Origin of the sequence: Pumilibacter intestinalis, assembly GCF_943193005.1 — a bacterium.
GTDB lineage: Bacteria > Bacillota > Clostridia > Christensenellales > Pumilibacteraceae > Pumilibacter > Pumilibacter intestinalis.
Genome location: NZ_CALPCH010000012.1, coordinates 25,190 through 38,401 on the forward strand (window position 1 = coordinate 25,190; position 13,212 = coordinate 38,401).

At 51.0% G+C, this 13,212-nt stretch carries 21 protein-coding genes; all 21 read left to right on the top strand.

Annotated features, from left to right (window positions below; all coding sequences use genetic code 11):
* Window positions 1-38: 38 nt before the first annotated feature.
* Window positions 39-233: a hypothetical protein gene (locus NFR55_RS06955; protein WP_251547646.1), complete on the top strand. Its 195-nt coding sequence runs from the start codon at window positions 39-41 to the stop codon at window positions 231-233.
* Complete coding sequence (locus tag NFR55_RS06960) at window positions 233-451, top strand: gamma-glutamylcyclotransferase (protein ID WP_251547666.1); 219 nt, start codon at window positions 233-235, stop codon at window positions 449-451. The genes NFR55_RS06955 and NFR55_RS06960 overlap by 1 nt, the downstream gene beginning before the upstream one ends.
* Window positions 452-585: 134 nt before the next feature.
* A complete protein-coding gene (locus tag NFR55_RS06965) occupies window positions 586-1,485 on the top strand; it encodes an amidoligase family protein (RefSeq protein WP_251547668.1) in 900 nt (299 codons plus the stop codon).
* A 47-nt stretch (window positions 1,486-1,532) separates the two neighbouring features.
* Window positions 1,533-1,967 carry a gamma-glutamylcyclotransferase family protein gene (locus tag NFR55_RS06970; protein ID WP_251547670.1) on the top strand — a complete coding sequence of 145 codons (435 nt, stop codon included), beginning with the start codon at window positions 1,533-1,535 and terminating at the stop codon, window positions 1,965-1,967.
* 69 nt (window positions 1,968-2,036) lie between these two features.
* Window positions 2,037-3,587 carry a terminase large subunit gene (locus tag NFR55_RS06975; RefSeq protein ID WP_251547672.1) on the top strand — a complete coding sequence of 517 codons (1,551 nt, stop codon included), beginning with the start codon at window positions 2,037-2,039 and terminating at the stop codon, window positions 3,585-3,587.
* 120 nt (window positions 3,588-3,707) lie between these two features.
* Window positions 3,708-4,205, top strand: coding sequence for a hypothetical protein (locus NFR55_RS06980; protein WP_251547675.1), 498 nt, complete (start codon window positions 3,708-3,710; stop codon window positions 4,203-4,205).
* A 59-nt stretch (window positions 4,206-4,264) separates the two neighbouring features.
* Complete coding sequence (locus NFR55_RS10560; RefSeq protein ID WP_338052319.1) at window positions 4,265-4,714, top strand: ParB N-terminal domain-containing protein; 450 nt, start codon at window positions 4,265-4,267, stop codon at window positions 4,712-4,714.
* A 35-nt stretch (window positions 4,715-4,749) separates the two neighbouring features.
* Window positions 4,750-5,601 carry a DNA-methyltransferase gene (locus tag NFR55_RS10565; RefSeq protein WP_338052320.1) on the top strand — a complete coding sequence of 284 codons (852 nt, stop codon included), beginning with the start codon at window positions 4,750-4,752 and terminating at the stop codon, window positions 5,599-5,601.
* Window positions 5,602-5,743: 142 nt separating this feature from the next.
* Window positions 5,744-5,950: a DUF6900 domain-containing protein gene (locus tag NFR55_RS06990; protein WP_251547677.1), complete on the top strand. Its 207-nt coding sequence runs from the start codon at window positions 5,744-5,746 to the stop codon at window positions 5,948-5,950.
* 1 nt (window position 5,951) lies between these two features.
* Window positions 5,952-6,269, top strand: coding sequence for a hypothetical protein (locus tag NFR55_RS06995; RefSeq protein WP_251547680.1), 318 nt, complete (start codon window positions 5,952-5,954; stop codon window positions 6,267-6,269).
* Between the two features lie 139 nt (window positions 6,270-6,408).
* Window positions 6,409-7,590 (top strand): phage portal protein, encoded by a 1,182-nt coding sequence (locus NFR55_RS07000; protein ID WP_251547770.1) that lies wholly within the window; start codon window positions 6,409-6,411, stop codon window positions 7,588-7,590.
* Window positions 7,583-8,224 carry an HK97 family phage prohead protease gene (locus NFR55_RS07005; RefSeq protein WP_251547682.1) on the top strand — a complete coding sequence of 214 codons (642 nt, stop codon included), beginning with the start codon at window positions 7,583-7,585 and terminating at the stop codon, window positions 8,222-8,224. The genes NFR55_RS07000 and NFR55_RS07005 overlap by 8 nt, the downstream gene beginning before the upstream one ends.
* Window positions 8,225-8,242: 18 nt before the next feature.
* Window positions 8,243-9,532, top strand: a complete 1,290-nt coding sequence (locus NFR55_RS07010) for a phage major capsid protein (RefSeq protein WP_251547684.1) — start codon at window positions 8,243-8,245, stop codon at window positions 9,530-9,532.
* An 18-nt stretch (window positions 9,533-9,550) separates the two neighbouring features.
* Window positions 9,551-9,841, top strand: coding sequence for a head-tail connector protein (locus tag NFR55_RS07015; RefSeq protein ID WP_251547686.1), 291 nt, complete (start codon window positions 9,551-9,553; stop codon window positions 9,839-9,841).
* Window positions 9,841-10,290: a phage head closure protein gene (locus tag NFR55_RS07020; RefSeq protein WP_251547688.1), complete on the top strand. Its 450-nt coding sequence runs from the start codon at window positions 9,841-9,843 to the stop codon at window positions 10,288-10,290. Before NFR55_RS07015 ends, NFR55_RS07020 begins: the two co-directional genes overlap by 1 nt.
* Window positions 10,238-10,561, top strand: a complete 324-nt coding sequence (locus NFR55_RS07025; protein WP_251547690.1) for an HK97-gp10 family putative phage morphogenesis protein — start codon at window positions 10,238-10,240, stop codon at window positions 10,559-10,561. Before NFR55_RS07020 ends, NFR55_RS07025 begins: the two co-directional genes overlap by 53 nt.
* Window positions 10,558-10,968, top strand: coding sequence for a DUF3168 domain-containing protein (locus tag NFR55_RS07030; RefSeq protein WP_251547691.1), 411 nt, complete (start codon window positions 10,558-10,560; stop codon window positions 10,966-10,968). Before NFR55_RS07025 ends, NFR55_RS07030 begins: the two co-directional genes overlap by 4 nt.
* A gap of 10 nt (window positions 10,969-10,978) precedes the next feature.
* Window positions 10,979-11,380 carry a phage tail tube protein gene (locus NFR55_RS07035; protein WP_251547694.1) on the top strand — a complete coding sequence of 134 codons (402 nt, stop codon included), beginning with the start codon at window positions 10,979-10,981 and terminating at the stop codon, window positions 11,378-11,380.
* An 8-nt stretch (window positions 11,381-11,388) separates the two neighbouring features.
* Window positions 11,389-11,703, top strand: a complete 315-nt coding sequence (locus tag NFR55_RS07040; protein WP_251547696.1) for a hypothetical protein — start codon at window positions 11,389-11,391, stop codon at window positions 11,701-11,703.
* A 41-nt stretch (window positions 11,704-11,744) separates the two neighbouring features.
* On the top strand, window positions 11,745-12,011 hold the full coding sequence (locus NFR55_RS07045) for a hypothetical protein (RefSeq protein WP_251547698.1): 267 nt from the start codon (window positions 11,745-11,747) through the stop codon (window positions 12,009-12,011).
* Between the two features lie 73 nt (window positions 12,012-12,084).
* The gene (locus NFR55_RS07050; protein ID WP_251547700.1) at window positions 12,085-13,131 is read left to right on the top strand and encodes a Fic family protein; all 1,047 of its coding nucleotides are present in this window, start codon (window positions 12,085-12,087) and stop codon (window positions 13,129-13,131) included.
* Window positions 13,132-13,212: the final 81 nt, after the last annotated feature.

The following is a 13,212-nucleotide window of genomic DNA, read 5'->3' on the forward strand; positions in this document are numbered from 1 at the left end:
GTATTGTTTGTGGTACAACAAAAAGGAGGTGCGGTACAATGCCGACAGTTAGATTTCGCAGTAGAGGTGAAAGCGGAAATATCTTCTTCGTTATGTCGTTGGTCGCCGAAGCGTTAAACGACGAAGAGCGGACGGGACAACTTTGGAAAGAGATAAAGCAAGGCTCATATGACGAGGCGATAGAGAAAATTCGCCGACACGTAAACCTGATCGATTTGGACGGATTATATTGATGGATACCTTTTTCTCGCAGACAAAATGCGACCGTTGCGGCAAGGAATTGACGGACGGTCGCACGATGTCTATGTTTAATACCGAGTGCATTTGCTTGGAATGCAAGCGCAAAGAAAAGCAAATGGACGAATATACCGCCGCCTGCGACGCCGAAACCGCCGCAGTAAAACGGGGCGAAAGGAACTTTCTCGGTGTTGGTCTGCCTTACAAAAAATAAACCGAAAATAATCAAAAAATCTTTGAAAAAGTTTCGGTTTTGGACGCGTTTTCGCTGGGCTCTTTCGATTCTTTACGGTATGCTTTGGTTACAAAATTAAACCAAGGGCAACCGCCCGAAAGGAGAACACGCACATGAAAACACAAACCTTCGGAATCGAAATCGAACTCACAGGCATCACGCGCGAAACCGCCGCCAAGGTTATCGCCGAATACTTCGGCACGACCTCGCGGTACGTCGGCAGCGGCTACGATACCTACGAAGCCACCGATCGCCAAGGCCGCAAATGGAAAGCGATGAGCGACAGCAGCATACGCGCCGAGCGGAAAAACGGACAATCGGCAAACAGCGACTACAAATGCGAAATCGTAACGCCAGTATGCAAATACGAAGACATCGCGGACATACAGGAAGTCGTAAGGCAACTGCGGCACAAAGGCGCGATAGCAAACGAAAGCTGCGGAATACACGTCCACGTCGGCGCGGAGCAACATACGGCAAAAAGCCTACGCAATCTCGTAAACATAATGACGAGCAAAGAAGACCTACTCTTCAAGGCACTCGGCGTAACCGAATCGAGAGCGACGAGATGGTGTAAGAAGAACGAAGAGAGATTCGTACAAAGGATAAACGCAAGCAAGCCGCAAACGACCGCCGCCATCGAAAGATTATGGTACGACGGACCGAGCCGCAGCTACTCGCACTACGATGGGAGCCGCTACCGCGCACTCAACCTGCACAGCTTATGGCAAGGCAAGGGCATCGAGTTCCGATGCTTCAACGGCACGACGCACGCAGGGCAAATTAAAACCTACATACAATTATGCCTCGCAATATGCCATCAAGCACTCACGCAAAACGGTGCAAGCGCAAGGCGGACGGCAAGCACAAACGAAAAGTACACCTTCCGCACATGGCTACTGCGACTCGGAATGATAGGCGACGAGTTCGAAACGGCGAGAATGTTCCTGCTCAAAAACTTCGAGGGCGATACGGGATACAGGAACGGCAGACCGATGACGGTGGCGGCATAAGCCGCCGCCACCATACCAAAATAAAAATCGACATAGGAGAAACGATTATGGCAAACAAATTATATGTAGCATATGGTAGTAACTTAAACCTCGCGCAAATGGCGCACAGGTGTCCGAACGCCAAGGTGGTCGGCAAGGGAATACTGAAAGACTATCAACTGACGTTCCGACACGTCGCAACAATAGAGCCCGAAAAGGGTGCGGAAACACCTGTCGGCGTGTGGGAAATAACGCCCGCTTGCGAGAGAGCCTTGGACATCTACGAGGGATATCCGCGAATGTACCGCAAGGAAACCGTCGATGTCGAAATGATGGACGGTACGACAAAGCAAGCAATGGTGTACATTATGAACGGCGGGGAGCCGTCGCTGCCGAACGAATACTACTACGGCACAATCCGAAGAGGGTATGCGGATGTCGGGCTCGACGAAAAGTACCTTTATACCGCACTCGCCGATACCGTTCGGCGAATGCAAAAATAAATCAAATCAATATGCGTGTTCGGGAAAGAGCGTTTCGGCGCTCTTTTTCATTTCTTAACGGAGGTGGCAATGGCATACAACAAACAACTCGCCGACCGTGCCGTTGCGTTTATAAACTCCTTAAAGCACACGAAAGGCACTTGGCACGGCGTACCGTTCAAACTGTTGCCGTGGCAGAATAAAATCATTTGCGACGTGTTCGGCACGGTAAAGGATAACGGCTATCGGCAATATAATACGGCGTACATCGAGATACCCAAAAAGCAAGGAAAAAGCGAGATCGCGGCGGCGGTCGCGCTTTATCTTTTGGCGGGCGACGGAGAGTGGGGTGCGGAAGTGTATGGATGCGCCGCCGACCGACAGCAGGCAAGCATCGTGTTCGATGTGGCTTGCAATATGGTGGAGCAATGCCCGGCACTCAAAAAGCGCATTAAACCCGTGATGAGCCAAAAACGGCTCGTGTACCAACCGCTGAACGCATTCTACCAAGTGCTGTCGGCTGAGTCGTACACCAAGCACGGACTCAACGTCCACGGTGTGGTGTTCGACGAACTACACGCGCAGCCGAGTCGTGCGCTTTACGACGTTATGACGCACGGATCGGGCGATGCGCGGAAACAGCCGCTGTTCTTCCTTATAACGACGGCGGGAACGGATCGCAACTCGATATGTTGGGAAATACACCAAAAAGCGAAAGACATACTCGAAGGGCGAAAGCACGACCGCTCGTTCTATCCCGTTATATTCGGGGCGGCGGATGATGACGATTGGGGCGATGAGAAGGTATGGTACAAAGCCAATCCGTCGCTCGGCATAACGGTGGATATAGACAAGCTCCGCACCGCTTATGAGTCAGCAAAAGACAATCCCGCCGAGGAAAACCTATTTCGACAACTGCGACTCAACCAATGGGTAAAGCAATCGGTGCGGTGGATGCCGATGGACGCTTGGGATAAGTGTGCCGCCGCCGTGGATGCCGACGCACTTGCCGGGCGAGATTGTTACGGCGGACTCGACCTATCGAGTAGCACCGACGTGACAGCATTCGTGCTTGTGTTTCCGCCGCTCAATGCCGAAGACAAGTACGCCGTACTGCCGTTTTTTTGGATACCCGAAGACACGATAGAACTTCGTGTTCGGCGCGATCACGTTCCGTATGATGTATGGCAAGCCAAGGGGCAAGTGATAACCACCGAGGGCAACGTGATCCACTACGGCTACATCGAGAACTTTATAGAAGAACTCGGAAACAAATATCACATTAAAGAGATAGCGTTCGATAGATGGGGAGCGGTGCAAATGACGCAAAACCTCGAAGGTATGGGATTCACGGTAGTGCCGTTCGGACAGGGATTCAAAGATATGAGCCCGCCGACAAAAGAATTGATGAAACTCGTACTCGAACAAAAGATAGCGCACGGCGGCAACGTGCCGCTTCGGTGGATGATGGACAACGTGTTCGTGCGCACCGATCCTGCCGGGAATATAAAGATGGATAAGGAAAAGTCAACCGAAAGGATAGACGGAGCGGTCGCGCTTGTTATGGCATTGGACCGTGCGATTCGCAATCAAGGGACGGCGGACAGCGTGTACAACGACCGTGGAATCATCGTGATTTAACGAAAAAAATCTTTGAAAAAGTTTCGTGTTTTGGGCGTTTTTCGCTGGGCTCTTTCGTTGTTTTACGGTATTGTTCGGTTACAAAATCAAGCAAGGGCAAGCCTGCCCGAAGGAGTAAAAATGGCTACGGAAAAGAAAGTACAAGCAACACTTAAGAGCGCAATCGGATTCTATATCGGCGATGTATGCTATGCGATGTCCGACGAAGACTACGACGGCGAATGGCACAAAGATGATTATAGCGACTTCGAAGGCGCACACGAACTGCGCGGACACAAATTCGCCATAGGCGGTACGGCATACGGAGACGGCGAATACGAAGACCAGTTCGGACATCGCTACGGCGTCGATTCGGGAACGATAGGCATTCTGCCGTATGAACTCTGCGAAAAGAAAAACCCTTATGAACTCGACAAGCTCGGACGATTCGTAAGAGCGACGACCGCGACATTCACAGCCGAGGACGGCGAGTTCGACATAGAGCTAAGCACAAAACAAAGCTACCACATCAGCACGAATGACTGTGAAGACGACGAGGATGAAGAAGACTACTACGAAAAAGAATACGAGGGCGACTATGACGAGGAGTCCGATGAAGACGATGAAGACTACGATTAAACGGTAAAATCCGCGACCGCTCCGAAAGGGGCGGTTATCATTTTGAAAAGGAGAGCGTAATGCAAATCGAAAAGAAAAAAGTTGACGACCTAAGAGCCGCCGCCTATAATCCGCGCAAAGACCTGCAACCGGGCGACGCGGAATACGAAAAACTCAAACGGAGCATTTTGGAGTTCGGGTACGTCGAGCCTGTTATTTGGAACAAGCGCACGGGCATCGTTGTGGGTGGACACCAACGGCTCAAAGTGATGAAAGACCTCGGCTACACCGAAGTCGACTGCGTTATTGTTGACCTCGACGAGAGCAAAGAAAAGGCGCTCAATATCGCGCTCAATAAAATCAGCGGCGAATGGAACAATGACCTCCTTGCCGACCTTTTGCGCGACTTGGACGGGAGCGGCTATGACATAACGCTGACAGGTTTCGACCTCGCCGAAGCGCAAGAGTTGTTCGGCAGCGGCTCAATGGAAACGTCCACGAAGACGATTTTGACGCGGAGTCGGCGTTAAGCGAAACCGCCGATTGTAAGACCGTTTCGGGCGATTTGTGGCACTTGGGAGAGCATAGGCTACTGTGCGGCGATTGTACGCAAATCGAGGACGTGCGGCGCGTTTTGGACGGCAAGGCGGCGGACGTGATGGTTACCGATCCGCCGTATAATGTTGATTACGGCTCGGCGATTGTTGGAAAGAATAAGTCCAAAACACGCGATAACAGCAACATAGCAAACGATAACCTCTCCGATGACGAGTTCTATCAGTTCCTGTTGGCGTTTTACAAGGCGGCGGAAAGCGGACTGAAAAAGGGTGCGCCCGTTTATGTGTTCCACAGCACAAAGGAAACGGTCAACTTTACTAAAGCGATGGTAGACGCAGGATTTAAGTATGCGCAAACGCTCGTGTGGTACAAAAACCACTTTACGCTCGGAAGGCAAGACTATCAGTGGATACATGAGCCTATACTCTACGGATGGAAGGAAGGCGCAGGGCATTACTTTGTGGACGACCGAACGCAACCGACCGTATACGAGGATTTGCGGCTTGCTGTGAAAAAGATGGGCAAAGCCGAGCTCGTTGAACTGTTGGAGAAAATGCTCGAAAAGCCGACGACCGTTGTTAAAGACAATAAGCCGAGCAAGTCCCCCGATCATCCGACGATGAAGCCGATAACGCTATGTGCGAAACTCATCTTCAACAGCAGCCACGAAGGGGATACGGTGTTCGAGCCGTTTTGCGGCAGCGGAAGTACACTCATTGCCGCCGCCCAGCTCGACCGCAAATGTTGCGCCATAGAATTGGAGCCGCGCTATTGCGACGTGGTCGTTCGGCGATACAAAGAACAGTATCCCGACGCCGAAATAAGGCACATCCGCGAGGGTGTGGAAATCTTCGATTAAACCCCTCGAATTCGAGTACATTAGGCGTAAAACTCTTTGAAAAAGTTTGAGTTTTGGGCGGTGTTTCGCTGGGCTCTTTCGAGTGAGCACGGTATACTTTGGTTACAAAATCAAGCAAGGGCAATCGCCCGAAGGAGTCAAAATGGAAACCAAAATCAGCAGAGCAACCGAAAGAAAGCTCGTCAAGATCGCACAAAGGGAAATCCCCGAACTCGCAAATCGCGCCGACCTCGAACAGCAAATGAGTGACAGCCTCGACTTTATCGACGGCATCGCGGTATGGTCTATCAAAGCAGCGCTCATAGCCGCATACGAACTCGGACGGGCGGCGGCCAAGGAGGGGAAATAAAATGGAAAAGCAAGAACGCACGGCAATCGAGAAAAGGCTGTTCCGCACTCTTAAGAATTATTCGTACGGCTATCACAGCAATGCGACCGAGAAAGAAAAAGAAGCCTACGATGCGAAGGTTGAGCAACTCAAAGCAAGGATACTCGATGACGTGGAACACGCTCCCGAAATCATCGCCGAAGAGTTCGCGGCGCATCAAGCCAAGATGTATCGAGCGCAAATGAGCGGAGAGTACGCAACGCTCAAATGCAACGCCGAATGGAAAGCAATAGACAACGTATGTATGGCACTCATCGACAGCAAGCCATTCAAAGAATAAAAAGCATAGCAAAATATCGAAAATCGAAACCGTCCGACCGGGCGGTTTTATCATTTCAAAAAACGGAGGGAGTATGGGATTATTCGGTCGAAGTCGGGATGCGCCAAAAAAGGAAAAGCGCAACGCACCGAGCAAAGAAATGCAGGAATTTATTCGCGGCGTGGACGTGGATATGGGCGGCGGCTCGGCGAGCGGTGTGCGCGTGGACGAACTCCGCGCTATGCAAACAAGTGCGGTGTACGCTTGCGTAAAGATACTTGCAGAAACGGTGGCGAGTCTGCCGTTGCACTTATATAAAAAAGGAAAAAACGGCAAAAACGAAACGGCGGAGCAACATCCGCTTTTTTCGTGTTTGTACGAATCGCCGAATGAAGAGATGACGAGCTTCGAGTTCCGCGAAACGATGATGACATCGCTGTTATTGTGGGGCAACGCTTATGCGCGAAAGATACGCAAGAACGGACACGTCACCGAACTGTGGTACTTAAAGCCGAATCTAATGACGGTCGAGCGTGACAGCCAAACGGGAAGGATAAAGTACACATACTCCGACGACATAAAGAATCAAACATTCGTATATTCGCCCGATCAGGTGTTCCACGTCAAAGGTTTGTCTATCGACGGGGTACTCGGACTGAGCCCTATTGCTCAAGCGCGTGAGGCAGTCGGACTGTCACTCGCCACCGAGCAGTACGGCGCAAAGTTCTTTGGCAACGGAGCGCGACCGGGCGGTGTTCTCGAACATCCCGGCATTCTGAAAGACCCAGAGAAACTGCGAGAGTCGTGGAACAAGGTATATCAGGGGACGCGGAACAGCCATAAGGTGGCGGTACTCGAAGAAGGGATGAAATACCACACGATAGGCATTGCGCCCGAAGACGCACAGTTTCTCGAAACGCGCAAGTACCAAGTCAACGAAATATGCCGCATCTTCCGTGTTCCGCCGCACCTTGTCGGCGATTTGGATAGAGCCACGTTCAGCAACATAGAACATCAATCCATAGAGTTCGTTCAGCACACGGTACGTCCGTGGCTTGTACGGTGGGAACAAAGTATAAGCCGCCAACTCCTCGACGAGAAAGAGCGGCTTTTGTATTTTGCAAAGTTCAATGTGGACGGACTGTTGCGCGGCGATTACAAGTCGAGAATGGAAGGTTATGCGGTAGGGCGGCAAAACGGATGGCTGTCCATAAACGACATACGACGCTTGGAAGATATGCCGCTCGTGCCTGCCGAAAAAGGCGGCGATGAGTACCTTGTCAACGGCAACATGATAACCGCCAATCAACCGAAACAAAAAGAAGGAGGTAACGATGAATAGCAAAAAGGAATTGCGAATGCTCCCGATGAAGGAATTGCGCATCGCGGATGTCGACGGCGGCGGTCTGGTCATAGAAGGACACGCCGCTGTGTTCGACTCGTGGTCGGAAACGCTCGGAGGGATATTCCCGTTTAAGGAAGTGGTGCGAAAAGGCGCGTTCAACGAAAGCATCGGCAAAGACGATATCCGCGCTCTTTTCAATCACGATCCGAACTATGTGCTTGGGCGTAACCGCGCGGGTACGCTCGAACTCGTGGAAGACGAAATCGGCTTGCGCGTTCGCATAACGCCGCCCGATACGAGCTGGGCAAAGGATGTTGTTACGAGCATTCGGCGCGGCGATATAACGCAAATGTCCATCGGCTTTGTCGTGTTAAACGATAAGTGGTCCACCGATGACGGAATGGATGTGCGCGAAATTCGCAAGGTGCAACTGTTCGATGTGAGTCCCGTCACGTTCCCGGCATACACGGAAACCGACGTCGGTGTTCGCGCTATGCAGGAATACGACGGGTACAAAGCCGAACAGCGCAGCAAAGCGGAAGAAACGGAAAAGGCGGCGGAACTCGCCGCCAAAAGAGCCAAAGAACAAGCAAAGCTCGAAAATCTGAAAACCAAATTCAAAAATATTTAATCGGAGGTTAATCAATAAATGAACATCAAGAAAATTCTTGAAATGAAGGCAAAGCGCGAGGATGCGCGGCTCAAAGCAATGGCGGTACTCAACAAAGCGGACGCCGAAGACCGCTTTTTGACCGACGACGAACAAAAGGAAATCGACAAATACGAATCGGAAATCCGCGCGTGGGACGAGAGCATCGCAAGAGCGGAAAAAATGCTTGCCATCGAGCCCGAAGACAGGGCGGCGGAAAAACCCGAAGTCAAGCCGACGCCGAATAAGAGCGGAGAAGAGAAACGGTTTGCCACGTTCGGCGAACAACTTCTTGCGGCGTACCGCGCGGCGATGCCGGGCGGTGTGACCGATGAGCGTCTTTCCACCAGAGCGGCAAGCGGACTCAACGAAACCACGCCCTCGGACGGCGGATTCCTCGTTCAGCAGGACTTTGTGACCGAACTGCTCAAGCGCACCTACGAGACGGGCATTCTCGCAAGCAAGGCGAAGAAAATCCCCATTTCGACCAATGCGAACGGTCTCAAGATCAATGCCGTTGACGAAGACAGTCGCGGGAACGGCAGTCGTTGGGGCGGCGTTCAAGCGTTTTGGGAGTCGGAGGCGGACGAACATACGGGCAGCAAGCCGAAGTTCCGTCAACTCGATTTGTCGCTGAAAAAGCTCACGGGGCTGTGTTACGCGACCGATGAACTGTTGCAGGATGCGGCGGCACTCGAATCGGTCATTCGCCAAGCATTTGCCGAAGAGTTCGGATTCAAGATCGACGACGCCATTCTGGACGGCAGCGGCGAAGGACAGCCGCTCGGCATTCTCAAAAGCGGTGCGCTTGTCAAAGTCGAAAAAGAGAAAGACCAGTCCGCCGTCGTGACGGTAGAGAATATCGTCAAGATGTGGAATCGGCTGTGGTCGAAATCGCGGTCGAGCGCGGTGTGGTATATCAACCAAGAGATCGAGCCGTACCTGTACACGCTCAAACTCGGAGATAAACCCGTGTATATCCCGGCAGGCGGCATTTCCGAAAAGCCTTACGCAACGATATTCGGCAGACCCGTCGTGCCGCTCGAACAGTGCAATGCGCCGGGCGAAGTCGGAGATATCGTGCTCGCGGACATCGGGCAGTACCTTCTCATCGACAAGGGCGGCGTGAAAGCGGCAAGTTCCATACACGTCCGCTTCCTGTACGACGAGAACGTGTTCCGCTTTATTTATCGCGTGGACGGCAAGCCTATTTGGAACAAACCGCTTGCGCCGTACAAAGGCAAAGCCACGGTTTCGCCGTTTGTTACGCTCGACAAACGCGGTGCATAGCGTAAAGGCGGTGGGCGCGTGATAAGTTTACAGGAAACAAAGGAATTTCTCCGTGTGGACGACGATACCGAAGACGCGCTCATTTCCTCGCTTATTGTAACGGCAAAGGTATTGGTCGAAGACGTATTGCGAAGACCGCTTGCGGACTTCGACCGAATACCAGAGCCGATACACCAAGCAATGCTCATCGTAACCGCGACGCTTTACGAAGAGCGGCAAGTATCGAAGGATAAATCGGGTGTGTCCGTTACGGACACGCTCGATATGATCCGACGAATGCTGTTTGCGTACCGCAAGGGAGCGTTCTAATGCGAATAGGAAAACTCAACCGCCGAGTGGAAATTCTCGAATTCATAACAAGCCGCGACGAATATGGCGGCGAAGTCGGCGAGTGGAAAGCCGTTAAAACGGTTTGGGCGAGCATTGTGACCGTAAGCGGCACGGAGCAACTTGTTTCGCAACAAGTGACTGCGGAGGCGGTAGCGAAAATAACAATGCGGTTTTTGCCGTGGTTGACAGTATTGCACCGCATTCGTTACGGCAAAAAACTGTACGAGATAGTGGGCGCGGTTGACGCGGATACGGCGCACACGGAAACTATAATCAACTGCAAGGAGAAGGTAAACGATGGGCTACAGTGCAAAACAGCGAAAAGTCAAGACTACGGTGGAGGGTGCGGATGCGCTTGTAAAAGACCTGAAAGCAATGGAGGGAGCGGCGGCGGATGCGCTGATGGTGGCGGCGAAAGCGGGCGGTAAAATCGCACTCGAAGATGCCAAGCGCAACTGTCCCGTGGATACGGGCGCACTCAAACAAAGCCTGCATTTGACCGAAGGCAAAGCGACGGCGGTAAAAGCGACCGTGCAAGTCGACTACGATAAATCGCTCAAATACGGTACGCACGTCGAACTTGGCAGCCGAAACCGTCCCGCCAATCCGTTTATGCGTAACGCCGTTGACGACAACCAAAATAAAATCAACGACGCTATCACGGCGGAACTGTCGAGAGCGGTAGGGCGCAAGATATGAAAGACATTTGCCAAGCGGTTTATGAGTATCTGTGTTCGAGAAAGGAGATTACGGCTCGCGTCAAGGACAGGATATATCCCATAATCTTGCCGCAGTCCGCGCCGCTCCCGGCAATCGTGTACGCGCCAGTGCTTGCCAACTACGACAGCGCATTGCAAGGCGATACAGGCTATGTGCGGCAAACGGTGCAGTTTGTAAGCCACGATACGACATACAAGAAAACGCGCGAACTCTCGCGGCTCATAAAGAAAGCATTGCAAGATTACAAAGGGGATATGTGCGGACTGAACATTCAAGCCGTGTTCATCAAATCCGACTACGAGTATAACGGAAACACGGCGCTCAAATTCGATACCGAGGAATACATGTCAAGCATCGAATTCGAGATACATTTCAACGAAAAATAAGGAGGTAAATATGGCGGTAGCAGGCAAAAACGGCAAAGTCGTCATAGGCACGGAAAGCGACCAAAAGGTGGTCGGCATCAAGAATTGGTCGCTCGAACTTTCGCTCGACACGCTCGAAACGACCTCGCTCGGCGACGATTGGAAGAACTATATCACGGGTCTCAAAGAGTGGTCGGCGTCGAGCGAAGGCGATTACGAAGTGCCCGTGGACGAAAAAGGGCAAGCAGCATTGCAAGAGGCGTTTTTGAGCGGCGCGACCGTAACGGTCAAACTGTTCGTGGATGAAAAGAACTACTACACGGGCGAGGCGTACATCAACAGTCTTTCCATAGAAGACCCGGTCGATGACGTTGTGTCCATCAGCATCGAATGCACGGGGACGGGCGCACTGTCGTTCGAACTCGGCGAATAGGAGGCGATATGAAAAAGGGAATCACCATAACACTGGATAAACCGCGCACATTGCGCTACGGAATGAATGCGCTCGCCAAGATCGAAGACATCACGGGCAAAACGCTGATGTCGCTCGACCTCGGCAACGTCGGCATAAAAGACCTGCTCGCCATCGTGTACGCAGGACTTTGCCACGAAGACAAAACGCTGACTATCGAAAAGGTCGGCGATTTAATCGACGAGTACACCGACCTCAACACGATAGCCGAAAAGATAGGCGATGCATTGACCGAGGCATTCGGTACGACAAAGGCGGAGGACGGCGGTACGGGGGAAACCTAACCGCCGCTTTTGACCTTTCGGCAATATTGGACCGTGCAGTCGTGCAATTCGGACTCGATCCGCTTTTTGTGGGCGAGTATACGCCGTATGAACTGACGCTACTTGCCAAGCAAAAACAAAAGCGCGACCAAGACGAATATGAGAATATGCTGTGTCTGTCTTGGCACGTCGAGGCGTTCGCGCGACAAAAGCGATTGCCGACGCTTGCCAAGGTTTTGCGCGATGCACGGAAAAAGCCGAAAAAGAAAGTCAGCAAAAGCGACGCCATACTCAAGGCAATGGCGGCGGAAAAAGGTATTACAATTTAAATAATGCGCCTAAACACTTGACTATTCGCCTAAAATGCGCTATAATTAGGCGAATAAATAAGGAGATAGGCAAATGCGTACATTCGATTATACTAAACTTGCCGAAATGCAATGGGATAGCGAAACACTCGGACTTATTGCCCAAGTACATGAGTATAAGGGGCGGCAGGAGTTATACTTAAAACGTAAGCCTGTTGAACTCGACCGACTCGTGGAGATTGCAAAGATTCAAAGCACGGAGTCATCAAATAAAATCGAGGGCATTGTGACAACCAATGCTCGGATAAAACAGCTGTGCTTGGAAAAAACTACGCCGCGAACACGCGACGAAAAAGAGATACTCGGATACCGTGATGTGCTGAATACCATTCACGAAAATTTTGAGTATATTCCGATTCGCGCTTCGTACATTTTACAACTGCATAGAGATTTATACAGTTATTCCGAAAAGGCGATAGGCGGGCGGTTTAAGAATACGCAGAACTATATATCCGAACAAAGAGAGGATGGTAGTTCGTTTGTACGGTTTACGCCGCTCGCTCCATTCGAAACTCCCGAAGCTGTGGATAGCATTTGCGAGAGCTATAATCGCGCAATCGACAGCTCTGCAATAGATCCGCTATTGCTTATTCCCGTGTTCATAACCGATTTCTTATGCATCCATCCGTTTAACGACGGAAACGGACGCATGAGTCGGTTGCTCACCACATTGTTGCTGTATAAAAGCGGTTATGTTGTGGGCAAATATATAAGCATCGAGAGCAAGATAGAAAAGAACAAATCTTTGTATTATGATGCATTGCAAGACAGCAGTATAGGTTGGCACGAAAACAATAACGATCCAATACCGTTCATAAAGTATCTGCTTGGGATTGTGTTGTCGGCTTACAGAGAATTCGAGAAGCGCATAGATATTGTAAGCGAAAAGAAGAGCAATACCGAAATCGTGAAAATAGCCATAGGACAAATTATCGGCAAATTTACCAAGAGAGATTTAATGGAATTGTGTCCGACCTTAAGCAAAGCGACGATAGAAAACATACTGAAACAACTGACTGAAAGCGGTGAAATAGAACGCCATGAGAAAGGCAGAAATACCTTTTATACCATTAAAAATTAAATAGTAACGAAAATCATTCGTAAAAAGCAAGTATCGAAAGGTGCTTGCTTTTTTCGTGCGCCAAAACTAATAAGGAGGTGG

What these genes read in the sequence shown, in the direction of transcription:
- NFR55_RS06955 (WP_251547646.1), top strand. Translation starts at nt 39, where the DNA reads ATGCCGACAGTTAGATTTCGCAGTAGAGGTGAAAGCGGAAATATCTTC.
- NFR55_RS06960 (WP_251547666.1), top strand. Translation starts at nt 233, where the DNA reads ATGGATACCTTTTTCTCGCAGACAAAATGCGACCGTTGCGGCAAGGAA.
- NFR55_RS06965 (WP_251547668.1), top strand. Translation starts at nt 586, where the DNA reads ATGAAAACACAAACCTTCGGAATCGAAATCGAACTCACAGGCATCACG.
- NFR55_RS06970 (WP_251547670.1), top strand. Translation starts at nt 1,533, where the DNA reads ATGGCAAACAAATTATATGTAGCATATGGTAGTAACTTAAACCTCGCG.
- NFR55_RS06975 (WP_251547672.1), top strand. Translation starts at nt 2,037, where the DNA reads ATGGCATACAACAAACAACTCGCCGACCGTGCCGTTGCGTTTATAAAC.
- NFR55_RS06980 (WP_251547675.1), top strand. Translation starts at nt 3,708, where the DNA reads ATGGCTACGGAAAAGAAAGTACAAGCAACACTTAAGAGCGCAATCGGA.
- NFR55_RS10560 (WP_338052319.1), top strand. Translation starts at nt 4,265, where the DNA reads ATGCAAATCGAAAAGAAAAAAGTTGACGACCTAAGAGCCGCCGCCTAT.
- NFR55_RS06990 (WP_251547677.1), top strand. Translation starts at nt 5,744, where the DNA reads ATGGAAACCAAAATCAGCAGAGCAACCGAAAGAAAGCTCGTCAAGATC.
- NFR55_RS06995 (WP_251547680.1), top strand. Translation starts at nt 5,952, where the DNA reads ATGGAAAAGCAAGAACGCACGGCAATCGAGAAAAGGCTGTTCCGCACT.
- NFR55_RS07000 (WP_251547770.1), top strand. Translation starts at nt 6,409, where the DNA reads ATGCAGGAATTTATTCGCGGCGTGGACGTGGATATGGGCGGCGGCTCG.
- NFR55_RS07005 (WP_251547682.1), top strand. Translation starts at nt 7,583, where the DNA reads ATGAATAGCAAAAAGGAATTGCGAATGCTCCCGATGAAGGAATTGCGC.
- NFR55_RS07010 (WP_251547684.1), top strand. Translation starts at nt 8,243, where the DNA reads ATGAACATCAAGAAAATTCTTGAAATGAAGGCAAAGCGCGAGGATGCG.
- NFR55_RS07020 (WP_251547688.1), top strand. Translation starts at nt 9,841, where the DNA reads ATGCGAATAGGAAAACTCAACCGCCGAGTGGAAATTCTCGAATTCATA.
- NFR55_RS07025 (WP_251547690.1), top strand. Translation starts at nt 10,238, where the DNA reads ATGGAGGGAGCGGCGGCGGATGCGCTGATGGTGGCGGCGAAAGCGGGC.
- NFR55_RS07030 (WP_251547691.1), top strand. Translation starts at nt 10,558, where the DNA reads ATGAAAGACATTTGCCAAGCGGTTTATGAGTATCTGTGTTCGAGAAAG.
- NFR55_RS07035 (WP_251547694.1), top strand. Translation starts at nt 10,979, where the DNA reads ATGGCGGTAGCAGGCAAAAACGGCAAAGTCGTCATAGGCACGGAAAGC.
- NFR55_RS07040 (WP_251547696.1), top strand. Translation starts at nt 11,389, where the DNA reads ATGAAAAAGGGAATCACCATAACACTGGATAAACCGCGCACATTGCGC.
- NFR55_RS07050 (WP_251547700.1), top strand. Translation starts at nt 12,085, where the DNA reads ATGCGTACATTCGATTATACTAAACTTGCCGAAATGCAATGGGATAGC.